The organism is Rhodobacter capsulatus (assembly GCF_052363185.1).
GTDB classification, from domain to species: Bacteria; Pseudomonadota; Alphaproteobacteria; order Rhodobacterales; family Rhodobacteraceae; genus Rhodobacter; species Rhodobacter capsulatus_E.
Window position 1 is genome coordinate 1,964,801 of record NZ_CP198955.1, and the last position, 23,175, is coordinate 1,987,975.

Consider the following 23,175-nt stretch of genomic DNA (forward strand, 5'->3'; position numbering starts at 1 on the left):
TTCACCCCCGGGATATTTGGACCAAGGTGAAAGGGCAACGGATCGGCTTTCACCTTGGCGCAAATATCCCGGGGACGCCGCTTGCGGATGGGGCAGAGCCCCCCCTCAGCGGGCCGGAAGCGCGCGCTCGACCAGCCGGGCGAAGAAGCTCGCGCCGATCGGCGCGGCCTCGTCATTGAAATCGAAGGCCGGATGGTGCAGCCCCGCCCCCGGCCCGGTGCCAAGGAAGAGATAAGCGCCCGGCCGCGCCTCGAGCATGTAGGAAAAATCCTCGGCGCCCATTTCGCGCCCGGCATCGTCCTTGACCGCTTCGGGACCCGAGACTTCACGCGCCACTTCGGCGGCAAAGCGGGCCTTGTCGCCATCGTTGATGGTGGGCGGATAGCCCCGGTCATAGCGGATCTCGACCGAGACGCCAAAGGCGGCGGCCGTGCCTTCGACGATCTCGTGGAAGCGGCGTTCCACCATGGCGCGGACATCGGGCGTGAAGGAGCGGATCGTGGCGCAGAACCAGCCGGTTTCGGGGATGATGTTGTTTGCCGTGCCGACATGGATCTGTGTCACCGAAACGACCAGCTCATCCATCGCGAAGAGGTTGCGCGAGACAATCGTCTGCAGCGATCCGACCATCGCGGTGATCGCCGGGATCGGGTCGATGCATTCATGCGGCGTCGCCCCGTGCCCGCCGCGTCCCGTCACCGTGACCCAGGCGGTATCGACCGCGGCCATCAGCGCGCCCTGGGTGGTGTGGAAATGCCCAAAGGGCAGGTTCGGCGCATTGTGGATGCCGTAAACCTCGGTGATCGCGAACCGCTCCATTACGCCTTCGCGCACCATCACCTCGCCGCCGCCGCCGTCTTCCTCGGCGGGCTGAAAGAGCAGCGCCACAGTGCCAGCGAAATTCCGCGTCTCGGCCAGATATTTGGCCGCCCCCAGCAGCATCGCCGTATGGCCGTCATGGCCGCAGGCATGCATCTTGCCGTCGTGTTCCGAGGCATAGTCCACCCCGGTGATCTCGTCGATCGGCAGCGCATCCATGTCGGCGCGCAGCCCGATCGTGGGGCCGTCCTGACGGCCCCGGATCAGCGCCACGATGCCCGAAGTGGCGATACCCTCGTGGATCTCGTCCACGCCGATCTCGCGCAGCCGTTCGGCCACGAAGGCGGCGGTTTTCGGCAGCTGGAATTCCAGTTCGGGGTGACGGTGCAGCCAGTGCCGCCATTCCTTCATCTCGGGGGCAAGGGCGGCGATGCGGTTGATCACGGGCATGGTGGACTCTGGGTTTTGGAAAGCGATAGGGAAGTAGATGGACCTGCAGGGGGCACAAGGCAATGGCGAAACCGACCGATCCGGGGATCTTCGTGGAAACCGACAGCGTGGGGGCCGAGACCGAGCGGCTCGCCGCGATCATGGCCTGTCTGCGCGATCCGGAAACCGGCTGCCCCTGGGATATCGAGCAGGATTTCGCCAGTATCGCCCCCTATACGATCGAGGAGGCCCACGAGGTCGCCGATGCGATCGAACGCCAAGCCTGGGGGGAGCTTTCGGGCGAATTGGGCGATCTGGCTTTGCAGGTTGTCTTTCATGCGCAGATGGCAGCCGAGGCCGGGCATTTTTCGCTGCTGGATGTGTTGCGCGGGATCAATGCGAAGATGATCGCGCGGCATCCGCATGTCTTCGGCGATGAAAGCCGTGTGAAGAGCGCCGCGCAACAGACGGAAGATTGGGAGAAAATCAAATCCGCCGAGCGTGCGGCCAAGGCCGAGACCGGGGTGCTGGATGGTGTCGCGCTGGGGCTTCCGGCGCTGACGCGGGCGTTGAAGCTGCAAAAGCGCGCGGCGCGGGTGGGGTTTGATTGGCCCTCTACCGCCGAGGTGGTGGCGAAGATCGTCGAAGAGGCGAACGAGCTGGTCGAGGCCCGCGAGGACTTGGGCCCCGCGGAGATCGCCGGGGAATATGGCGATCTGATGTTCGTCATGGTGAACCTCGGGCGGCATCTGGGGCTGGATGCGGAAGCCTGTCTGCGCGCGGCCAATGGCAAGTTCACCCGCCGGTTTGCCTTCATCGAGGCGGAACTGGCCAAGGCGGGCAAGCGGCCCGCCGACAGCGATCTGGCCGAGATGGATGCGCTTTGGGATGCGGCCAAGCGCAAGGGGCTGTAAGCGGGGCGCTGCCCCGCACCCCGGGATATTTTTTGCAAGATGAACTCAGAACAGCGCCTTGCGCAGCATGTTCAGCGCGACCAGCATCAGGAAGCCCGCAAAAAGGCGCTTGAGCGGTTTCGGGTCAAGCCGATGCGCCAGTGCAGCGCCCCAGGCTGCGGTGACGGCGGTGGTGGCGCCGATCACCACCAGCGCCGGAATGTTGATCGCGCCGAGGGTGAAGGGCGGCGCGTTTTCGACCGGCGTTAGCAGAAAGGCCAGCGTCGAGGGCACCGCCATGATCGCCCCGAAGCCCGCCGATGTAGCGACGGCGCGGTGCATCGGGATGCCGTGCAGCGTCTGCATCGGCGTCGAGATCGAACCGCCGCCAATGCCCAGAAGCACCGAAACCATCCCCATCAGCGGCCCGAACCAAAGCCGGAACCCCTGCCCCGGCATCCCCTCGGCGATGCGCCAGCCTTGCTTGCCGAAGGCCATGTAAAGCGCGATCGCCATGACGAGCGTGCCGAAAATGACCGTCAGCGCATGGGTGTCGAGCCGCGAGACCAGAAAAACCCCCGCCAGCGCCCCGATCGCGACATAGGGCGCCCAGTCGCGCAAAAGCTGCCAGTCGACAGCGCCCTTGCGGGCATGGGCGGTGACCGAACGGGTCGAGGTGATGATGATCGTCGCCATCGAGGTGGCGACACAGACCTGCATCAGCCCCGCCGATCCATAGCCCAGACCCTTGAAAAGATAGAAGAAGGCCGGAACCAGAACGATGCCGCCGCCCACCCCCAGCAGCCCCGCCAGAACCCCGGCGAAGGCGCCGACGGCCAGCAGGATCGCGAAAAGCGGCAGAAGAGTTGTCAGAGCGTCCATCTTACGTCTCTCGTGTGACTTCGGCCAGCGCCTGATCGTAAAGGGCAAGCCCCGCGCCCGGGCGCGTCGCGCCTTCCGACAGGACGCGCCGCCAGCCCCGCGCGCCGGGGCGGCCATGAAACAGCCCCAGCATGTGCCGGGTGATCTGATGCAGCCGCCCGCCCGCGGCCAGATGATCGGCGATATAGGGCTTCATCGCCTCGGCCACCTCGACGGCCGAAAGCACCGCGCCCGCCCCCCAAAGCGCGACATCGGCGCCCGCCAGAACCGCCATCGGCTCCTGATAGGCGGCGCGGCCGACCATCACCCCGTCCATGCCCGCGGCCAGATGCGCCTGCACCTGATCCAGCGTGCCGACGCCGCCGTTCAGGCTCAGATGCAGATGCGGAAATTCCCGCTTCATCGCATGGACCAGCGGATAGTCGAGCGGCGGGATTTCCCGGTTTTCCTTGGGCGAAAGCCCCTGCAGCCAGGCCTTGCGGGCGTGCAGGGTGAACCGTGTGACCCCGGCTTCGGAGACGGTTTTCAGAAAGGCGGGCAGCACCTCTTCGGGCGCCTGGTCATCGACGCCGATCCGGCATTTCACCGTCACCTCGACCGGCGAGGCTTCCTGCATCGCCGCGACACAGCGCGCGACCAGATCGGGGGATTTCATCAAGACCGCGCCGAAAGCCCCCGACTGCACCCGGTCCGAGGGGCAGCCGACATTCAGGTTGATTTCGTCATAGCCCCAGTCGCTTGCGATCCGCGTGGCCTCGGCCAGTTCGGCCGGATCGGACCCGCCCAGTTGCAGCGCCACCGGATGTTCGACCGGGCTGAAATCCAGCAATTGCGCCCGTTTGCCATGGATCACCGCCGGGGCGGTGACCATCTCGGTATAAAGCAGCGCATGGCGCGAGATCGTCCGGTGAAACACCCGACAATGACGATCAGTCCAGTCGAGCATTGGGGCGACAGAAAGCCTTGAGTGGTCGCATGTCATTGATTTTGCTTGATTATCCACTCACTTATTCTCCGCATTGATCATCTGATTTTCTGGAAAAATTCCGAAATCGCCTGACTTTTTTAAAAAATTTCGCTGTATGACTATCCGTCAGACGGCAATCTTGGCAGTCAGACGGTTCTTGGGCGAGGTGAGTCATGGCAAGCATTACCGAGAGAGCAAGGAAGGGCGGACGGAAGGCCTATCTAGTTCAGATCATCCGCAGAAGTTTCGATAACTATCGCGAGAGTCAGACCTTCGACAACCGCAAGGACGCGGAAAAGTGGGCAAAAAAACGAGAGGCCGAGATCGACTTGGCGATAGCCGAGGGCAGAGACATTCGCGGCCCGCAACCCGGCAAGGAAACTCTGGGAGACGCAACCGACAAGTATGTGAGGTGGTCCCCATTTTCCGGACAGATTTGCGGCGTTGCTAAGCTTGCCTGTTGATCATGCCGCCGCCTTCAGGTCTTGGCCCTGATGGGCCTCGATCGGTGTCCTTCCGCCAAGCGCCGAATGGGGGCGCTGGGTGTTGTAAAGTGAGGCCACGAACGCCACCGGTTCGAGAGAGTGGCCGAACGATCCACTTGCCAATGCCTGCGCGGGCGGCGGAGCCGGTCTCGAAGGCATGCAGATAGACGCACTCATAGTTCAACCGCTCGATCATCACATTGTCCATCCAGCGCCCGCGCCCGTCCATCGAGATCTTCACGGCAGCATCCAGCAGCACCCTGGTGAACCGCGGGCTGGTGAACTGGCTACCCTGGTCCGTGTTGAAGATTTCGGGTCGGCCATGGCGGGCCAAGGCCTCCTCCAGAGCTTCGAGGCAAAATTCATTCGACCTTGTTCTTGAACCATGTATGGATGGCTCCCGCGTGACAAGGGGGTCTGTGATTTCCGCCAACTGGTCGGGTGCGGCCATGTATTCGGCGTCTCGATTGCGGTGTGCCCGCGCGCCTTGATGAACGTCCGCGTGAGGCTCAGGTCCCTATCAATGGCACGCGCTCGCGGCGCTCCGGTTCGAACGGGGTGTCCCGGCCTCGTGTCCGTCAGTTTGCCATCATCTCACTTTGCCCTCGTCCTTTCGATCAGGCCTCTTGCGGCCCGAAGTTCAACGCCGTCACGCCGCTCGCCAGGCCTCGCCGGTTCTCAGCATCGCCCAGATCTGACGCGCCATGCGGTTGGCCAGCGCGATAGCGACGACCTTCAGCGGCTTCTTCTCCAGCATGCGTCCCAGCCAGTCCTCACCCGGATCGGCGCGTTTGCGGGCGGAAATCACCCCCATGGCGCCAAGGTAGAGCAACCGCCGGATATAGCGGTTGCCCATTTTGGAGATCGCCCCCCAGCCGTTCCTTGCCTCCGCTGGAATGCGGCTTCGGCGTCAGGCCGAGCCAAGCCGATAGATCGCGGGCCGAGCGGAAGGCCGACACATCAGGAAGCGTGGCGGCCAGAACGCTGGCGGTGATCGGGCCAATGCCGGGCATCGTTTGCAGCCGCCGCTCCGTCTCATCCGCCTCGGCGGCGCGGCGCAGATCGGCGGTGATGGCGTCGATACGCGCCTTCGTGTCGGTAAACTGCCCAACCAGCAGATCAAGCGGCATGCGCGCCTCGGGCGGCAGATCCGCCGCCTCCGCTTCGGCGACAAGACGCTTCATGTTGTGAACACCCTTCGGCACGACCAAACCGAATTCGCCCAGATGGGCGCGGATCGCATTCGCAAGCTGGGTCAATGGGGAAAGCCATCGCTTACGATCAAGCGGCGGAACGCCTCGACCTTCGCCTTGTCTTTTTGCGGGTCGATTCGAGGCCGGGGCCCCGCAAGACCTCAAGCGTATGAGGCATCCGCGCCCGGGCACGCCGGGAGCAAGGCAATGACCCGGGTGTCAGGGCCGCCGCGCGGCGGGATCAGCGCAGCACCAGGCGCAATCCGGCCACCGATATCTCGGCGCCGGGCGGAACGGCGGACCATTTCTGGGCCGCAACAGGCCGACCATTGATCAGCGTGCCATTTTGCGACCCCAGATCCAGAACGCAGGCCAAGCCTCCCTCGACGCGCAGCAAACAATGCCGCCCCGAGACGCCGGGATCGTCAAGCGGCACCTGGGCCCATTTGCGGTCGCGCCCGATGCGTATGGGGTCCTTCGGCGCATATCCGGGCAGCTTGCCCAGGGCCACCGACCGCCCCGCCAGCCGACCGTTGAGAAAGGCGATGCGCCGCGCCGCCGCCGACGGAACCCCCATAGGTCCATACCAGACCGTTTTCGCCACCCGGTCATAGCCCGCAGGCCCGGTCACGCGCAAACCGGTCAACCCGCCGAACATGACCCGGCCGATCGCCCGGGTGATCCGCCGCGGCAGCGACAACGGGCGCCCCTCGCGGTCGCGCATCGACAGCCCCAAGGCAAGGCGCCCCGGGCTGTGTCCCGCCAGAACCACATCGGTGAAGACCCAAAACGCCCCCAGAGCAAGCAGGATCAGAACCGCATTCGCATAGGGGGCAACTTCGGCAGGCAGGAATTCCCGCGCCTGCGGTGCCACGAACGGCGCTGCCAGCTGCACCAGGCCATAGACCGTCAGCAGGTCCATCGTCCCCGCCGCAAGCAGCAACGACGCGGCCGCCTTCCCCTCCAGAGATCCGCTGCCCGACATCAGTTTGCTCCAAGTTCGATGAACACGAGGAACGCCGCGATCGAGATCGCAAAGGCCAGCAGCACAAGGCTGCGCTCTTCGACTTCGGCGGTGCTGACGCCGGTCCGGCTGGCCGACAGATTCTCGACCGTGCAGCGCATCGCCACCATGGCGCCAAGCAGGGTCAGAACGAACTGCTGCGGCAGATCCGAGGGATGGCGCGGTGCGATCAACCAATCCCCGAAGCCGGTCAGAAACCCCGCCATCACCAGCGTCGCCAAAAGCGAGATCATCAGCCGGACGGTGCGCGCATGATGACGCAGAAGCTGCACGATCAGACCCAGAACCCAGCCAAGACCCGCCGAGAAAAGCCAGAACAGCGCCATGCGAATGGGCAACGGCGCCTGATCAAGCGGAAGTTGCGGAACCCCCAGATCGTTTCCGGAAGCCACCCAGCCGAACAATCCCGCAACCGTGCCGCCGACCGAAAGAATGTCGGAAAAGCTTCCAAGCACGCCCGCGATCGTCATGTAACGCGAAAAATAACTGTGAATCTGGGACTGACGTCGCGTCCTTGCCGGCAATACAGCCTCCTCCAATTCCATTTGCAGCCTTCCGGCCGAATCAACCTTGATCTTGCCAATCGTCCTGCGGCAGCGCGAGTCCATCTTTCCGGGATGGCCCGAATGCAGAGGGAAAATTGATTTGATTGCGATGGAAACCCTGCCACGAACAAGATTGCGGCACATAATATATGCCCCTAATAAATATATTCTTTTTCATCATATTGAGGACACAAATTCGTGTTGAGAATCGATGATCTGGATATAGTCTCTGCGAAAGACATTCGGCAATTGATTGGAGGCATCTCGAATGCGCAAGGTAATTGTGACCAGCCTTCTGCTGGCAACCATGGGGCTTGGCGCCTGCACCGAGACCACAGGCGGCATGGCGGGCGGCGGCGGGATCGGGCAGGCCTCGGTTTCGGCCCAGAAAACCCCAGCCGAGCGACAGCTGGAAGCCGATGCGAAAAGCCTGAATCAGGTCACCAGCAACATCATCGTGCGCAACACCGTGGAAGGCGCCGCGGTGGGGGCCCTGGCGGGCTGTGGCCTTGTGCTGTTGATGGGCGGCGATGGCGATGATTGCGCCCGGGGGGCTATGCTGGGCGCCGTCGCGGGCGGGGTCGCGGGCAATCAGGTCGGTCAGGCGGCGGCGGCGAAGAACACCGAATTGGTGAAGCGCGATCAGGTTCTGGCCAATCTCAAGGGGGTGAGCGCCAAGCTGAACGGCGTCGAAACCAGCCTGCGCGCGGTTTTGCGGTCGCAAAACTCCGAAATCGCCTCGCTCAAGCGGCAGCTTGCCAACAAACAGATCAGTGATGCGTCTTACCACGCGCGACTGAATGCGATCAACGCCAACAGGCGCACGGTCGATACTGCGCTGGCCACAAGCGAACGCAACATGATCAGCACGCGTAACGAATTGCAGGCGGCGTCGAAAGGCGGTCAGACAAACCTGGCCACGCTGTCCAGCGCCGCAGCCAGCACCCAGGCGCGTCTGGCGCGCAACCGCAAACTTCTGGCCATCGCCAATTGAGTTTTCCGGCGCCCCCCATTTGACGGGGAGGCGCCGGCTTTTAACCGGTCCGAGGAAATATCATGATGACACGTTTTCTTTTCGCGCTTCTTTTGCCAGGTGCCGTGATACTATCCGGGTGCAGCGGATCCACCGATCCGGAGACGGCGCATCTTTTCGACAACATGCGCAATCTCAACAATGGCGAATATGATCGGCAGATTGCCGCGAAAGATGCCGAAGCGGCCGCGATCATTCGCAACAACAATTCCGCCCAGGCGCGTATCGGTGGTCTGCAATCGCAAACGGCCTCCAACGCGCAAGCCATCGCGTCACTGAAGTCGCAGATTGCGGCCGTCCGGGGCGAGGCTGCGGCGGCACGGGCGCAGGTGGCGGGCAATCCCGCAAAGCTGGCTCAGCTGAATGCGCTCGAAGGGCAGATCAATGCGGTGCAGGCCGATGTGGAGGCCGGGGGCGACATCGCGGTGACACGGGCCGAATTGCGCCGTCTTTCGGCGTCGATCAGAGCCTTGGCCCGCTGACACGGGCTTGAGCAGTGGCGTGGCCCGGTTGGCGACGGCGCCCCAGCAGAATGCGCAGGACGGGGGACACCCAGATGAAGACGATTTCGCATTTCCGAACCGCCATGACGATGGCGGCCACCCTGCTTGCGATGGCCGCCCCCGTCGCGGCCCAGCAGATCGGCGCCGAAAAGCCCGCGCCCGGCACGACGGCCGTAGCCACGCGCTTTCCCGCCGAGGGGCTGGCGGTGCTCGACTGCGCCCCCAAGGCGCCTGCGCCCGCGGACAGTTGCGTGCTGCGGGTGCCGCCAAGCCGCGAACGCGACCGCATTTCGAAAGTCGAAACCGGTGCGGCCAAGGGCGATTTCGCGCTCAAGCGCGATCTGGCCGAGATCGACCCCGCCTTGCGGCTGGCAGAGACGATGGTGCTGATCGACACCACACCGGCGCTGGGCCTTGCGCGCAAGCCCAGCTGGCCGCGCGAACGCGGCGTCATCGCCGAGGTGCTGCGCGGCTTGCCCGCGGGGCAGCCGGTGGCGCTTTACGGCTTCAGCGAGTCGCTTGAACGCCTGTCCGATTTCACCACCGACCACGAAGCACTGGCCCGCATCGTCGAGACGCTGGAGCTGCGCGGCTCGAACACCCGCATCGCCACCAGCACCCGCGACGCGATCGACGTTCTGGCGGCACGATCCTCGACGGTGCTGCGTAACCTGATCGTGATTTCCGATGGCCAGGAAGAAGGCAACCGGACGATTGCCGAAGTGTCCCTGGCGGCGGCCGAAAAGGGGGTGACGATCTCGACGCTGGGGCTGTTCTGGCGTCCGGTCGGCGTGGTGGAAAACGGCAGCGGTCTTGATTACCTGCAAAAGCTGAGCGAGGGGACGCTGGGCGTCAGCAAGGGGATCGAACTGCAAAGCCGGGACAAGGGCCGGGTCGCGGCGGATGTCGCCGAGTTCCTTGCCACGGTGAACCGCGCCGCCGACAGTTCCGGTCTGATCGTCCCCAAGGGGGCACCGGTCGAGGCCGACATCACCGTGACGCTGCGCAAGCCGCGCGCCGGGGTGCCCGGGGTTTACGACGAAGAACTGATCACGGCGCGTTTCACGCCCGAGGCGTTGCGAAATCCGCCCGAAGTGAAACCGGCGCCGCCCGCCAAGCCGCCGGTCGCCACCCCTGCCCCCACCCCTGCCCCCGCCCCGGCCCCCGCGCCTTGGTATGAGCGCGAGTGGCAGGGCCTCAAGCTGATGTGGTGGGCGGCGGGCGGCGGCGGTCTTGTGGCGGTGCTGCTGATCGTGGGGCTGGTGCTGGGGCTCACGCGCAAGTCGGCGCCCGAGCTCGACCTTGAGGCGGACTTTGCGCTTGATCTTCCCGAGGATCTGCCCCCCGCGCCGCCGCCGCCGGTCACCAATGTCGCCCAGCCCGCGCCGCGCGCCTGGCTCGTGCGGACCGATACCGGCGAGCGGCTGGCCGTTCGCAAGGCGCGCGTCAGCATCGGCCGTTCGGACAGCTGTGAAGTCGTGCTTGAGGACAAGAGCATCTCGCGGCTTCATGCCGAGCTTGAGCAAGCCGGCCCCGACACCTTCAACCTGACCGATGCAGGCAGCCTGAACAAGACCCGGGTCAACGGCAAGATCATCACCAGTGCCAAGGCGATCAAGGCGGGCGACACGCTCACCTTCGGGGATCTTTCGGTCCGCTTCGTGCTGGCCTGAACGGCGATCCGGTGCGCCCTTCGGGGCGCGCCCAAGCACGTCTTCCAGAAACAAGTCTGGCCGAAACAAGTCTGGCCGAAGCAAGTCTCATTGGCCGCGCAAGGCGGCCCGAAACAGGAGTTATGACATGGGTGGAACCGACAAGACGAGCTGGCTCGAAGGGCTCGAGCATGACGCCGATGCCCCCTTTTCCGAAACCGACCCGGCGAACGCCTATACCGAGACGCTGGGCGCGGCGGGCTGGACCGACACGACAGTGACCCCGATCGGAGAGGCCAAGACGGTGCTGAGCACGAGCGCGCGCGCGGACCGCACCCAGATCGCCATCGGCCGCGCGATCGAGGACGACGGCGCCGCCGCAATGGAAGACCCCGTGACCGGCTGGCTCGTGGTGATCAAGGGGCCGGGCATGGGCCAGTCGATGCAGATCGGGGCCGGGCTCAACACGCTGGGCCGGTCCGACGAGGAACGCATCCCGATGCCCTTCGGAGACCCGCAGATCTCCTCGCACGATCATTTGCGCATCATCTATGACGACGACAGCCGCAGCTTCATGGCGGTGCCGGGCACCGGCAAGAACGTTTCGCGGATGAACGGGCAGATCATCGCGATGCCGGTGACGCTTGAAAACTATGCGACGATCCAGCTGACCAAACAGACCGCCGTGCGCTTCGTCGCCTTTTGCAACGCGGGGTTCGACTGGGCGGACCTGGCGGGCGACGGCGAGGGCAAATGAGCGTCGCCGTCGGCAGGCAGGGTCTGGGCGCGCGCGAGCGGCAGGAGGATGCCTTTGCGATCTCGTGCCAAAGCGAGACGGACCCGGCAACCGATTATCTGATCGTTCTGGCGGACGGCATGGGCGGCCATGTCGGCGGCGAGGTGGCCTCGCACATCGTGATCGACACGTTCGAGCGCCATTGCATCGCGCAATCGCGCAATCCCAAGCCTGCCGGACGCCTGTTCGAGGCGATGGAGGTCGCCAATGCCGCCCTGCGCGAGCGCATCGCGCGCGAGCCGCAGCTGGCGGGGATGGGCTCGACGCTGGTGGCCGCGATGAAACTGGGCAGCAGGCTTTACTGGCTTTCGGTCGGGGACAGCGCCCTCTATCTGCTGCGCGGCGGCGTGCTGCGTCGGCTCAACGCCGATCATTCGGTGCGCGGCGAACTGGCCGAACTGGTGCGCGCGGGCAAGATCCGGTTGCAAGATGCCGAGGCGAACCAGCGCAAGAATGCCCTAAGATCGGCGCTGATCGGGGAAAAGATCGCGCTGGTGGACGCCAATTCGATCCAGCTGGAGCGCAAGGACATCCTTTTGCTGGCCAGCGACGGGCTCGAGACCCTGGACGAGAGCCGCATCCGTCAGATCATGTCGCAGCCCGGGCGCAGCGCGCCGCAGGAGATTGCGGCCGATCTGCTGAATGCCGTCGATGCAGCACGGGCCCCGAGGCAGGACAATACCACCGTCGTCGTGGCCCGTTACGACCCCTCGGCGCTGCAGCAGCTGTCCACCAGTATTTTTTCCAACCGACGGAATGCGCTGCTGTCCAAGGTGCCGCCCGCGGTGGCGATCGGTGGTGCGGCTTTGCTGGTGGCGGGGCTGACGACACTGATCTATCTGATCGGCTGGGGCGGAGAGACCCCGCCAACTCCCGGCAAGATCGCCGCGACCGAAGACGCGAGCCCCGCAGAGCCCCCGCGCGACGCGACCTCCCCGAACGCCGCGGCGGTTTCCGCCGACCCCGGCGGAGACGAGGATGATCGGAAACAACCGGGGCCCGTGGCTCCGGGCTTGGCCGTGCCTGAAACGCCCCCGCCGACCGGGGGCACGCCGCCGACGGAAAAGGATGGGGCGGCAAGCAATCCGACCGATGCCCCCCCGGCCGCGGACGACGGGTTGATCGAGGGGGCGCCGGAAAGCCGGGCCGCGGTCGATGCGGCGGGCAAGCCCGCCGATACGATTGCGCCCGAAAGTGTGACGCCGCCCCCTGCGCCCGCGCAAGAGACGACAGCCCCCGAAGCCGCGACCGGGGCCCCGCAGGCCGCAGAGGCGCCAGAAAAGCCGCAGGGTCCGGCCATCTTGACCACCTCGCCTCTGCCTGTGCCGAAAAATCTGCCCCCTCTGCCGGCAACCGGGGGCGGCGGTGCAGCGGCACGGGCGGGGGAGTAACGACCGATGCAGGACGCGCTGCCGGTGGGAACGAAGATCGCAGGCTTCGTGCTTGACGCCCCCTTGGGGCAAGGGGAATTTGGCATCACCTATCGCGCCCGCTCGCAGGACGGGGCGGGCGATTACGCGATCAAGGAGTATTTCCCCTCGGATTTCGCCCGGCGGGCCGCAGACGGGATCGTGCTGCCGCGTGACGGCAAGGAAGCGGCACGCAATTTCGAGATCGGCCGCAAGGCCTTTCTGGACGAGGCTTTCATTCTCAAGGATCTGCCGCGTCAACCCGGCCTTGTCCGGGTCCGCGGTGCCTTCGAAAAGCTTGGGACCGCCTATTGTCTGATGGATTATGTCGCCGGTGATCCGCTGGACGTCTTTGCCCGACTGCGCGCGCAATCGGGCGAACTGCCCGACGAAAGGCAGCTGCGCAAACTGATCGTCACGCTGAGCCGGGCCTTGAGCGCTGTGCACAAGGCGGGCTTCATCCATCGCGATGTCAAACCCTCCAACATCATCATGACCGCTTCGGGCGCGCCGGTGCTGATCGACTTCGGCGCGGCACGCCGGATCGGCCAGGGACGCGGGCTGGGCTCGATGCTGTCGCGCAAATATGGGGCGCTTGAGCAATTCCCCGGTCTGCCGCGCAACTGGACCGGAGGACAGCCCCTGGTCGAAGGCCCCTGGACCGACCTCTTTGCCCTGTCGGTCGTGCTTTATGAGTGGATCACCCAAAGCGTGCCCCCCCCCGCCGATCAGCGCGCCGAGGACCAGGCGCGCAGCGGCAGCGATCCTTACGTGCCGGTGCGCCAGATGCTGCGTCGAAATCGCGTCGAGACGGTCTATTCCGACACGCTTCTTGCGCTGATCGACCGGGGCTGCGCGCTGATGCCCAAGGATCGGCCCCAGACCGCGCTCGACTATTGCCGCCCGATCGAGCGGATGGCACCGCTGCCCGGCGCTCCGACCGTGGCGCCGACGCCGCCTCCGCTTCCCGGCACCCGCGAGGAGGGCACGCCCCTCGGTCGCCCCCGGACCGTGCCGAACCTCAAACCCGATGCGCCGCGATCTGACCGCGCCAAGATCGTCACGATGCTTCTGATCATTTTGGGCATTGCCATTGGCGCGACGCTTTTCGGCTTGATCCCGCAGGAGAAATTCTGATGCGCAGCACCCTCCTCAGACTGCGTCGCCTTGCCTGCGCGCGCCTGTCGCGCGGCGCAGTGCTGGTGGGGATCTGCCTTGCGCTGGTGGGCGGGGGCCTTCCTTCCCTCGCGCCCGCCCAGACGCCCTCGCTCGAGGTGATCGTCTCGACGGCCGATCCTGCCGTGGGCCGGGTGCTGGTCGAGGGCCCCCAAGGCGCCGGAACCGGCTCGGGCTTCATTCTGGGGCGCTCAGGCCAGGGGGCCGAGCTTTACTTTCTGACCAACCATCACGTGATCGAGGGCGCCAGCACGATCCTTGTGGGGTTTCATCAAGATGGCAGGGTCTTCGTTTATGATGCCGAAATCGCCGCCCAAAGTGCGGAAATTGATCTGGCGGTGCTGATGCTGCGCCCCAATGCGGGCGCCAACGATCCTTCGAACCGGCACCGGATCAAGGCGTTGCCGATCCGTCGGGAGCTTGCGCGCAAGGGCGAAAGCGTGGTGGCGATCGGCTTTCCCGGGACTTCGGATTACCTGGGCACGACGCTTTTCGATCCGGATTTTTTCATCTCGACGCTGACCAGCGGCAATGTGTCGAAGATCACCCATGCCAATTGGGCCGATCCCGGCAGCGACACGCGTTTCGAGATCGTGCAGCACACATCGGCGATCAATCCGGGCAACTCGGGCGGTCCCTTGCTGGATCGCTGCGCCCAGGTCGTGGGGCTCAATACCGCGGTGGCGACAGACAGCGGCGAGGGCGACGCCGCCAACGACACCTATTGGGCGATCGGCGCGCCCAAGATGATCGGATTTCTGGACGATCATGACATTCCCTTCCTGGTCGCAAGCAGTGATTGCGCCGGGCCCGGGGCAGAGGCAGAGGCCGGGGCGCTGGCGCAAGCGCCGGCCCCCGCACCGCTGCCACCCGCAACCGCGACGCCGCCTGCCGCCCCCGCCGAGAGCCTGTCGCAGATGGTGTTCCGGCTTCCCAACTGGGCGGTCGCGGCAATGGCCTTCGCCGCCGCGCTTGTGGTGATCGGCGGTGCGGTGCTGGCGCTGCGGTCCCGGCACATGCCAGAGCTTGCGCCGGGGCACCTCCCCGAGCCGCTGATCCTTTCCGGGACCGGGCGCGCGGGGGCAACGGCTCTGACGCTGGTGTTCGGCAGCGGTTTGCGCCACGGCGTCGATCTTGACCGGCTGAACCGCGGCTTGCGCATCGGGCGTGGCCCCGAGGCCGATATCCGCGTCGATGGCGCGGGGATGAGCCGCCTGCATGCCGGGCTGCGCCTTGAGGGGCGGCGGCTGATGCTGACCGATCTGGGCTCGACCAACGGCACCCTTGTCGATGGCCGCAAGCTGGTCCCGAACCGCCCGGTGCAGATCACCTCGCGCATGCGCATCGTGATGGGGTCCGAGCCGGTGTCGCTGATCCCGACCGAGGCCCGCGGATGACCGGGCGGGTGCTGCAGGTGCGCAATCTGGGGATCCGGCTGAGCCCCGAATTCGCCGTGGTCATCGACCGGCTCGACCTTGAGCCCGGAGAGGTGCGGGTGTTCGACAGTGCTTCGGGCACCGGCAAAAGCACCGCGCTCGGGCTGATCGGCGCGGCGATCCCGGGCGGCGGCATGCAGGGGGAAAGCCTGCGGCTGTGCGGTCGGGCGGTGACGGGCGGCGCCGTCGACCGGGCGCATTGCGCGCCCCCCGACGTTCTGGGCTTCGTGTTGCAGACCGCAAGGCTGGTGCCGTTCCTGACGCTGGGCGAGAATATCGCCCTGCCGATGCGGCTGAACGGCCTTGCGCCCGATCCGGACTGGAGCCGCCATGTGCTTGACCGGCTGGGCATCGCGGATCTGCTGGGGCGGCGGCCCGATCAGGTGTCTGTCGGCCAGCGCCAGCGTGCGGCCGTGGCTCGGGCGCTTTGGGCGCGGCCGCGCCTGCTGCTCCTGGACGAGCCGGTCTCGGCGCTTGATCCGGGCAATACCGCCGCGGTCGAGGCGCTGATCGCCGAACTGGCGGCGGCGGCGGGGGCGGCGGTGTTGCTGGCCTCGCACAAGGCGACCGAGGGCGCCTTTGGCGGGGCGCCGCGCTGCGGGCACCGGCTGGTCATCGACCGGGACGGTGTGCAGATCAGCCTGTTTACCGGGCAGGAGGCGGCATGAAACAGGCGCTCATGATCGCCTGGCGCGAGATGCGTCACGAATGGCTGGCCAGCCTGTGTTTCGTTGCCGCCCTGGCGGGGGGGCTGGCGCCGCTTCTGGTGGTGCTGTCGCTGAAGAACGGCGTGATCGAGGCGATGGTGGATCGGCTTGTCGAGGACCCCGCCAACCGCGAGCTGATCGCGGTCGGCGCAGGTCAGCACGATGCGGCGTTTTTCGCGGCGCTGCGCCAGCGGCCCGACGTGGCCTTCGCGATGCCCGCCACGCGCTCGATCAACGCCCAGGCCAATGCCTTGCGCAACAGCGCGGGCCGCGAGACCGCGCGTGCGGTGACGCTGATCGGATCGGGCGCAGGCGATCCGCTGCTGGAAGGGGCGGCCCCCTTTGTCGTGCCCGGGGGGGTGGTGCTCAGCGAAGCGCTGGCCAAGGCGCTGCAGCTGCAGGCGGGCGGACAGGTCGAAATCCTGATCGCGCGCGATATCGACGGGCGGCAAGAGGCGGCACGGGCCGAGCTTGACGTGCTGGGCGTCCTGCCTGCGGTGCGCTATCCGCGCGCGGCGCTGTTTCTGGCGCTGCCCGATCTTCTGGCGGTCGAGATGTTTCGCGACGATCCCGCGATCACCCCGTCCGATTGGCGCAGCCCCCGGGCCGAGCCCGACAGCTACGCCTCGTTCCGGCTTTATGCCCGCCGTCTGGAAGACCTGACCCCGCTTGCCGCGGCCTTGCGCGCCCAAGGCGTGGAGACCCGGCCGCGGGCGCAGAACGCCGAACTTCTGCTGGGGTTTCGAAACACGCTCGGGCTTCTTTACGCGCTGATTGCGACCCTGGCGGTGGCCGGGTTCTGGGCGGCGATGGCGGCCAATCTGCGCGCCATGGTGGCGCGTCAGCGCGTTGCCTTCAGCCTGTTGTCGCTGATCGGCATGGCAAACAGGCGGCGTCGGCTGGTTCCGATGCTGCAATCGCTGATCCTGGTGATGGCCGGGATCGTTTTGACGCTGGCGCTGGTTCTGGGCCTCGATTTGGCGGTGAACCAGCTTTTCGAAAGCACGACCGGCGAAACTGTCGCCCGGCTGCGGCTGCGCGATATCGGCGTGACGTTGCTGCTCGGAGTCGTGACGGCGGTGACGGCGGCGCTTTGGGCGGTGCGGGCGATCGACCGCATCGGGGCCGAAGACGTGCTGCGGGAAGGGTGAGGACGGAGCTATGCCGATGCGAACAAGACTGATGCGGGCGGGATGGATGACGATGATCGCGACGGCGGCCGCGCTGGCCACCGTGTCGGGTGCGGTTTTCGCGCAGACCGCGGCCGCGCCTGCGATCACCTGGGAGGAAAAATATTACAACCCGCAACCCGCCGCAGGAGATCTGACCCTGCCCATGCCCTGTGGCGGGGCCATGGTGTTTCGCCGTATCGACACGCCCAACTCCGAGGGCGCGATCGGCGATGTCGCGGTGGTTCTGGGTCAGGAGGGAGAGGCGCAGCCCTATCTGGACGGGCTGCGGCGCGGTTACGTCTCGGGGCCGTTTTCGGATGCGGGCGGCGCGGCAGGCAGTTCGGTGCGCGGCTATTTCTGGATGGCGAAATACGAACTGGCCGAGGCGCAATATACCGCCGTGACCGCGCCGACCTGTCCCGACAAGGCACCGCGCAAACGCGATTTCCTGCCCGCCGTCGGCCACAGCAAGATCGACTACGATCTGTTCGCGCAGACTTACACGCTTTGGCTCTTGCACACTGCGCCGCAGATGCTGCCCACCGTCGGCGCCACGCGGGCCTTTTTGCGCCTGCCCACCGAGGAGGAATGGGAATTCGCCGAACGCGGCGGCACGGCGCTGTCCGAGGCCCAGTTTCGCGCGCCGCTGCCGCCGCTGGCAGAGGGCGAAAGCCTGTCGGAATATGTCGCCTATGGCGGCACCGACAGCGCGGGCGGCAAGATCCAGATCATCGGCACGCTCAAGCCCAACGCGCTCGGACTGCATGACATGCTTGGCAATGCCGCCGAAATCATCGGCGCGCCCTTTTACATGGTGCGGCACGGCAGGATGCACGGACAGGCGGGCGGCTATGTCAAGCGCGGGGGCGATGCGCGCACCCCGGCCGAGAGCCTTGGCCAGGCGATCCGCTACGAGGTCGCGCCCTATGATCTGATTTCGGGCACGGTGGCCAGCGACCGCTTTACCGGCACCCGGCTGGTGATTTCGGCCCTGTCGATCACCGCGCCCGATCAGCAGGCGGCGCTGATCGGGGCGCTTGACGATCTGGCGCGGCCCGATCCCGGGTTGAAGGGCACCGCCACGGAAACCGAGGCGCGGCAGTTGCTGGACCAATTGGCGGCGGCGGCGGCGGACGGGCGCGAGAAATCCCGCATCGACCGTATCCGCGCGGTGATCGACGCCGCCCAGGCCGAGCGCAACGCGCAGCGGGACCGCACCTTGCGGATGGTGATTTCCGCGTCGGTGATGGTGTGCGATCAGGCGGTGCAACGGCTGCTGAACGCCTTTGCCATCTCGATGCTGCTGCCCGATTACGACAGCATGGAGATGACGGCGATGGCCGCGCATGACACCGCTCTGGCGGCCGAGGTGCGTGCCGAACGCGAGGCGGCCTTGCAGAAGCTGCGCGAGTTGAAAGCCCTGACCGAGGGCGAGGTGAACGAATATTCCGATCTCGTCGAGGGGCTGGGGGCGGACTATTCCCCCGCGCTGCTTGCGGCGCAGGTGCAGTATCTGCGGCCCGAAATCCAGGCCCGCTCGGCCCGGCGGGGCTCGTGCCTGGCGCTTCTGGAAACCCATCTGGACGCCCGCCGCACCAGGGGATTCGCCGATATGTCACTGATCACCAAGGATTTTACCTCGATGGCCAAAGCCGCCGCCGATCTCAAGTAAGCCAAGGAAAGGGTTCAAATGCGCGATACACTCAACAAGTCTCTTGAAGTGCTGATCTGGATCGCCACCACGCTGATGGTGGTGGGGGCGTGCTATCTGGGCGCGATGGTGATCCGGCTTTCGGGGATGCCGGGCATCCCGGACCCCTCCTGGGTGATGGTCTTCGGCTTCTTGATGATCATCTTCGGGGTCACGATGTCCTTTGTGTTTGCGGGCATCTGCTTTCAGATCATGGACATCCGCACCTTCACCAAACACGCCGCCTTTGCGCTGCGCATGCCGCAAAAACGTTGAGCGGGGGGACAAGGATGTCCGCTGGGACGCAAGTGCTGAAACCCGGATCGGTGGTGCAAGACAGCTATCGGATCGAGTCCCTGTTGGGCGAGGGCGGCATGGGCGCCACCTACCGCGCAATCAATCTGGCCACGGGGCATCTGGTCGCGGTCAAGGTGATGTCGCCCGCCTTCGCAGCCAACCGGCAGGCGGTCGAGCTGTTTCGCCGGGAATCGACGCATTTGCGCGCGGTGCAGCACGACGCGATCATTCGCTATGAAACCACCTTGCAAGACCGCGAGGGGCGCCTGTTCCTCGTGATGGAATTCGTCGATGGCAAGCCGCTGAAACACTATCTGGCGCGCGGGCGGCGGCTGGGTTCGGCCGATGTTCTCGGCCTTGGGCTGCGCCTGGCGCAGGGACTTGCCTGCATCCATGCGCGCGGTCTGGTGCATCGTGACATCGCGCCCGACAACATCCTCATTCCGGACGAAAACGTGAAAAAGGCCAAGCTGATCGACTTCGGTCTGGCCTCTGACACGATCGGCACCGACAAGTCGATCATCGGCACCGGATTTGCGGGCAAACTTGACTTTTGCGCCCCCGAACAATTCGGGCTGTTCGGCAATCGCGTCGGGGCGGCCACCGATTGCTATGCGCTCGGGCTGGTCTTGATGAAGGTGGCGGGGCTGGCCGTGCCCGGCGAGGGCAAGGGCCTGGCCGCGATCGAAGACCGGCGCGACGATATCCGGATCGACGGGACGCGGATCTCGGAACCGTTGTGCCGCGTGCTGGAGCGGCTGCTGGTCGCCGATCCGGCCGGACGCGCCACCGACCTTGTGCCGCTTTTCGAGCAGGCCGTGCTTGAAACCGCGCACCGGCTGGACAAGACCCCCGCCGCCAAGGCGGTGCCGTCCTCTTCCACCGCGTCCTCTGGTGCGCCGCCCCTGCCGCCTGCGGTCGAACCGACCCACGGGAAGACGCATGCCCGTGCAGGTCTGCTGATCGCGCTTGGCCTTGTCGTTCTTCTGGCGCTTGGCGGTGCGGGTTTTGCGCTGATGGGCAAGCCCGGGTCGGACAAATCCGGCGCGGTCGCCCTGGCGGGGCAGGCCCTTCAGGCCGACGATCCGATGGTGCGGATCAATGCGCTGATCGCCACGGGGGGCGCGGACAATCTCAATGCGGCGCTGGGCAGCCTGATGAAGCTGGCCAATGACCCGGTTCAGCCGCTCGAGATCCGCCGCGAGGCGATGCTGGCGATTGCCCGGATGTATGATCCGGCAACGCATGACCCGGCCCGGTCCCCGTTTGCCGCGCCCGATCCGGCTGCGGCGCAGCGATTTTACCAGAAGGCGGCAGCGCTGACCGAAGATGCCGCCGCGCAAGCAAGGGTTTCGCCATGACGCTGTTGCGCTTTTCCGCGCTGATCCGCTGCGCGCTCCTGGGCCTTGGGCTGCCGCTGTGCAGCCTGGCCCTGGCCTGCCCGTCGCGCGCCGAGACCCCGCTTTTGATGGAGGGCAAGACCAGCCTGCATCAGCGGGTGCTGATCCGCGAGATCACGCCGCGTCACAGCGCCCCGGACCAGCCCTTGCCCGACATGCTCAAACCGCTGCAGGCGTTCTATGTCTATGCGCGGGAGGGCGATTGGCTGAAGGTCGGCCCCGAAGAGACCGGCGCGGATCTGTTCTGGGTCAGGGCCTCTGCCACGACCGACTGGAAACAGAACATCGTTGCGACGCTTGAAGGATCGGAAAATCTCGGGCGGCTGATGTTCTTTGACGGCTACGACAGCGCCTATGGCGTCGTGGAGGCCGAGGACCCTGCCCTTGCGGCTGCGGCCTTGCGCGCCGAGGCCGAGGCTGCCGAGGCCGGTGGCCCGCGCTCCGAAAGGCTGGTCGCGCTCGGGCCGCGCACGACGGTGGACATGCGGCGCAATCTTTACGTCATGCCGATCCTCTCCTCGGAAGAGGCGGTGTTCGAAAACGGGAATTTCGTCAACCTGTTGCAGGTTGCCGTGGCACGGGCGAACCCGGACCGGGCGGGGGCGCCCCCCGCTTCCGCCGCGGCCCCGGCCCCCCTGGCGGCCGCGGACGAGGTGGTGCTTGAGGACGGGGGGGCTTCGGGGCCTGCCGCGTCGGGCTCCAGCTATCGCGCCGGGGTCGTTTTCGTCGTCGACACGACGATCTCCATGCAGCCCTATATTGATGCCACCCGCGCGGCGCTTGCGGAAATCTATGCGCAGGCCGGGCGATCGGGGGCATCGGACAAGTTCGCCTTCGGTCTGATCGGCTTTCGCGACGATGCGGCCGCGGTGCCGGGTCTTGAATATCAGACCCGCACCTTCGTCACCTTGCAAGATGGCGCTTCGCCGGAAAAGTTCCTGGCCGGCATGGAGGAGATGACCGAGGCACGGGTTTCGACGCGCAGTTTCCGCGAGGATTCTTATGCCGGGATTGATCAGGCGATCAGCGCGCTCGACTGGACCGGCTTCGGGGCGCGGTTCATCGTGCTTGTCACCGATGCGGGCCCGCGCGAAGCGGGGGATCCGCTTTCCGCCACCGGGCTGAGTGCGGAAGGGTTGAGTGCGCTGGCGCGCGAACGGGCACAGGCGGCCATCATGGTGATGCATCTGCGCACGCCAAAGGGGGCGAAAGACCACGCCACCGCCGAGGCCGCCTATCGCCGCCTTGCCGCGCAACCCAATGGAGATCCGCTGTATTTTCCGATCGAGAACGGAACCCCCGAGATCTATCGGCAAAAGGCCCATGATGTCGGCGCCTTCATCGTCGATCAGGTGATGCGCTTTCAGGACAGCGCGGCAGGCGCCGCCGCAGCGGGCCTGCCCGGTTCCCCCGCTGTCGCACCGGAGCCCGACCCTGCGGATGCGGGCCTGGCCGCGGTCGCCTCGGTCGGGCGCACCATGCATCTGGCCTGGCTTGGCTCGCAAAAGGGTGAAAAGGCCCCCGATGTGTTCGAAGCGGTGGTCGCCGATCGCGACTTCGACCGGCCCGGGCTCAAGCCCCTGTCGATCCGGGTGCTGATCAGCAAGTCCGAGTTGAGCGATTTGCAGGAGGCGCTCAAGATCATCGTCCAATCCGCCGAGGACAATGTGATCGACCCCGACAAGTTCTTTGCGCAGGTCCTGGGCGCCGCCGCCGACATGAGCCGCAGCCCGGACAAGGTGAAACGCCGCGCCGATGCCAGCCTTGCCGATGTCACGGCGATCAGCGAATACCTCGAGGGGCTGCCTTACAAGTCGCGGATCATGGCGATCACCAACGACGACTGGCTTCGTCTGTCGATTTCCGAACAGCAGACGGTGGTGAACGAGCTGCACGAAAAGATCGAACGCTACAGCCGGTACAACGAGGCCACCGATGCCTGGGTGGATTATCTGGGCACCGGCGCCGGGGCCGCGGCGCTGGTCTATCCGATGCGGCTTGACGACTTGCCCTGAGCGCCCCCCCGTTCAGGCCCCTGCCATCCCGGTCGCAAGGGCGGCGTTCTTTGCCAGCACCACCGCGCCCTCGGGCGGGCGGGCAACCTCGGCGCCGTGCCATTGAAAGGTCGGCGGCGCATCGAACAGCGCATCCGCCGCCCCGGCCGCGGTGCGGCGCACCTCGCACAGGCCGACCTCGGGCGCGACCTTGCCCCCCCCCCCAGCGCCTCGGCCAGCAGTTGATGGCCGAGGCAGATGCCCAGATAGGGCCGCCCGAGATCCATCACCCATGTGCGGATCGCCGCCAGTTCCGCCCGCATCCTAGGCAGCGCCTCCTTTTGCCACTGATCCTGCGGCCCGCCCATCGCCACCATGAAATCGCAGCCTTCAAGCGGCGGGATCGCCGCGTCTTTATCCAGCTCGACCGTGGTCAGCCGATGCCCCGCCGCGGCCCAGATGTCGCGCAGGGTTCCGGGGTTCTCGACGGCAAGATTCTAAAAGACACGGATTTTCATGGGATCTCCGAAGGGTCAGCCATAGACAGGGCGCGGGGATGAAGGGCAAAGGGGCAGCGGGCCGAGCCGCCCGGCCTCAAGCCGTAAAACCCGGTCCGCAAGCCGCCTTGCCTCTGCCGGGTCGTGGCTTGTCATCAGTGTCGTGGCGCCGAAAT

At 66.0% G+C, this 23,175-nt stretch carries 22 protein-coding genes and 2 pseudogenes; 15 read left to right on the forward strand and 9 right to left on the reverse strand.

Annotated features, from left to right (window positions below; genetic code table 11):
- Positions 1–105: 105 nt before the first annotated feature.
- A complete protein-coding gene (locus tag ACTTAG_RS09755) occupies positions 106–1,269 on the reverse strand; it encodes a M20 aminoacylase family protein (protein WP_444462145.1) in 1,164 nt (387 codons plus the stop codon).
- Positions 1,270–1,331: 62 nt separating this feature from the next.
- Here ACTTAG_RS09755 and mazG point away from each other — a divergent pair, with 62 nt between their 5' ends.
- Complete coding sequence (gene mazG / locus ACTTAG_RS09760) at positions 1,332–2,162, forward strand: nucleoside triphosphate pyrophosphohydrolase (RefSeq protein WP_444462146.1); 831 nt, start codon at positions 1,332–1,334, stop codon at positions 2,160–2,162.
- Between the two features lie 45 nt (positions 2,163–2,207).
- Here mazG and ACTTAG_RS09765 read toward each other — a convergent pair whose 3' ends face one another.
- Both ACTTAG_RS09765 and dusA read right to left on the reverse strand, forming a co-directional pair.
- Positions 2,208–3,023 (reverse strand): sulfite exporter TauE/SafE family protein, encoded by an 816-nt coding sequence (locus tag ACTTAG_RS09765; protein WP_444462147.1) that lies wholly within the window; start codon positions 3,021–3,023, stop codon positions 2,208–2,210.
- Between the two features lies 1 nt (position 3,024).
- Positions 3,025–3,969, reverse strand: a complete 945-nt coding sequence (gene dusA / locus ACTTAG_RS09770) for a tRNA dihydrouridine(20/20a) synthase DusA (RefSeq protein WP_444462148.1) — start codon at positions 3,967–3,969, stop codon at positions 3,025–3,027.
- A gap of 194 nt (positions 3,970–4,163) precedes the next feature.
- Between dusA and ACTTAG_RS09775 the strand changes: the two genes are divergently transcribed.
- Positions 4,164–4,454 carry a hypothetical protein gene (locus ACTTAG_RS09775; RefSeq protein WP_444462149.1) on the forward strand — a complete coding sequence of 97 codons (291 nt, stop codon included), beginning with the start codon at positions 4,164–4,166 and terminating at the stop codon, positions 4,452–4,454.
- On the opposite strand, the pseudogene ACTTAG_RS09780 reads toward ACTTAG_RS09775, so the two are convergent.
- The 4 genes and pseudogenes from ACTTAG_RS09780 to ACTTAG_RS09795 all read right to left on the reverse strand — a co-directional run.
- Positions 4,455–4,857: pseudogene (locus ACTTAG_RS09780) on the reverse strand (transposase); the annotation flags it as partial.
- A 391-nt stretch (positions 4,858–5,248) separates the two neighbouring features.
- Positions 5,249–5,734, reverse strand: a complete 486-nt coding sequence (locus ACTTAG_RS09785) for a transposase (RefSeq protein ID WP_444462150.1) — start codon at positions 5,732–5,734, stop codon at positions 5,249–5,251.
- 175 nt (positions 5,735–5,909) lie between these two features.
- Positions 5,910–6,653 carry an FHA domain-containing protein gene (locus ACTTAG_RS09790; protein ID WP_444462151.1) on the reverse strand — a complete coding sequence of 248 codons (744 nt, stop codon included), beginning with the start codon at positions 6,651–6,653 and terminating at the stop codon, positions 5,910–5,912.
- Positions 6,653–7,381 carry a hypothetical protein gene (locus ACTTAG_RS09795; RefSeq protein ID WP_444462152.1) on the reverse strand — a complete coding sequence of 243 codons (729 nt, stop codon included), beginning with the start codon at positions 7,379–7,381 and terminating at the stop codon, positions 6,653–6,655. The genes ACTTAG_RS09790 and ACTTAG_RS09795 overlap by 1 nt, the downstream gene beginning before the upstream one ends.
- 124 nt (positions 7,382–7,505) lie before the next feature.
- Between ACTTAG_RS09795 and ACTTAG_RS09800 the strand changes: the two genes are divergently transcribed.
- The 13 genes from ACTTAG_RS09800 (at position 7,506) to ACTTAG_RS09860 (ending at position 22,523) form a co-directional block, all read left to right on the forward strand.
- On the forward strand, positions 7,506–8,231 hold the full coding sequence (locus ACTTAG_RS09800; protein WP_444462153.1) for a hypothetical protein: 726 nt from the start codon (positions 7,506–7,508) through the stop codon (positions 8,229–8,231).
- A 62-nt stretch (positions 8,232–8,293) separates the two neighbouring features.
- Positions 8,294–8,752 (forward strand): hypothetical protein, encoded by a 459-nt coding sequence (locus ACTTAG_RS09805; RefSeq protein ID WP_444462154.1) that lies wholly within the window; start codon positions 8,294–8,296, stop codon positions 8,750–8,752.
- Positions 8,753–8,826: 74 nt separating this feature from the next.
- Entirely contained in the window at positions 8,827–10,446 is a 1,620-nt protein-coding gene (locus ACTTAG_RS09810; RefSeq protein WP_444462155.1) for an FHA domain-containing protein, read from the forward strand.
- Positions 10,447–10,573: 127 nt separating this feature from the next.
- A complete protein-coding gene (locus ACTTAG_RS09815; RefSeq protein WP_444462156.1) occupies positions 10,574–11,182 on the forward strand; it encodes an FHA domain-containing protein in 609 nt (202 codons plus the stop codon).
- Positions 11,179–12,612 (forward strand): protein phosphatase 2C domain-containing protein, encoded by a 1,434-nt coding sequence (locus ACTTAG_RS09820; protein ID WP_444462157.1) that lies wholly within the window; start codon positions 11,179–11,181, stop codon positions 12,610–12,612. Before ACTTAG_RS09815 ends, ACTTAG_RS09820 begins: the two co-directional genes overlap by 4 nt.
- A gap of 6 nt (positions 12,613–12,618) precedes the next feature.
- The gene (locus ACTTAG_RS09825; protein WP_444462158.1) at positions 12,619–13,767 is read left to right on the forward strand and encodes a serine/threonine protein kinase; all 1,149 of its coding nucleotides are present in this window, start codon (positions 12,619–12,621) and stop codon (positions 13,765–13,767) included.
- A complete protein-coding gene (locus ACTTAG_RS09830; RefSeq protein WP_444462159.1) occupies positions 13,767–15,203 on the forward strand; it encodes a trypsin-like peptidase domain-containing protein in 1,437 nt (478 codons plus the stop codon). Before ACTTAG_RS09825 ends, ACTTAG_RS09830 begins: the two co-directional genes overlap by 1 nt.
- On the forward strand, positions 15,200–15,910 hold the full coding sequence (locus tag ACTTAG_RS09835) for an ATP-binding cassette domain-containing protein (RefSeq protein WP_444462160.1): 711 nt from the start codon (positions 15,200–15,202) through the stop codon (positions 15,908–15,910). The genes ACTTAG_RS09830 and ACTTAG_RS09835 overlap by 4 nt, the downstream gene beginning before the upstream one ends.
- Positions 15,907–17,100 (forward strand): ABC transporter permease, encoded by a 1,194-nt coding sequence (locus ACTTAG_RS09840; RefSeq protein ID WP_444462161.1) that lies wholly within the window; start codon positions 15,907–15,909, stop codon positions 17,098–17,100. Before ACTTAG_RS09835 ends, ACTTAG_RS09840 begins: the two co-directional genes overlap by 4 nt.
- A 46-nt stretch (positions 17,101–17,146) precedes the next feature.
- A complete protein-coding gene (locus ACTTAG_RS09845; protein WP_444462162.1) occupies positions 17,147–18,793 on the forward strand; it encodes a formylglycine-generating enzyme family protein in 1,647 nt (548 codons plus the stop codon).
- Positions 18,794–18,811: 18 nt separating this feature from the next.
- On the forward strand, positions 18,812–19,087 hold the full coding sequence (locus ACTTAG_RS09850; protein ID WP_444462163.1) for a hypothetical protein: 276 nt from the start codon (positions 18,812–18,814) through the stop codon (positions 19,085–19,087).
- 14 nt (positions 19,088–19,101) lie between these two features.
- Positions 19,102–20,469, forward strand: coding sequence for a serine/threonine-protein kinase (locus ACTTAG_RS09855; protein WP_444462164.1), 1,368 nt, complete (start codon positions 19,102–19,104; stop codon positions 20,467–20,469).
- Positions 20,466–22,523: a vWA domain-containing protein gene (locus ACTTAG_RS09860; protein WP_444462165.1), complete on the forward strand. Its 2,058-nt coding sequence runs from the start codon at positions 20,466–20,468 to the stop codon at positions 22,521–22,523. Before ACTTAG_RS09855 ends, ACTTAG_RS09860 begins: the two co-directional genes overlap by 4 nt.
- Positions 22,524–22,535: 12 nt before the next feature.
- Here the strand turns inward: ACTTAG_RS09860 and ACTTAG_RS09865 are convergent, their stop codons facing one another.
- A complete protein-coding gene (locus ACTTAG_RS09865) occupies positions 22,536–22,685 on the reverse strand; it encodes a hypothetical protein (protein WP_444462166.1) in 150 nt (49 codons plus the stop codon).
- Positions 22,686–22,771: 86 nt separating this feature from the next.
- Positions 22,772–22,972, reverse strand: a pseudogene (locus ACTTAG_RS09870) (type 1 glutamine amidotransferase); the annotation flags it as partial.
- Positions 22,973–23,175 lie beyond the last annotated feature (203 nt).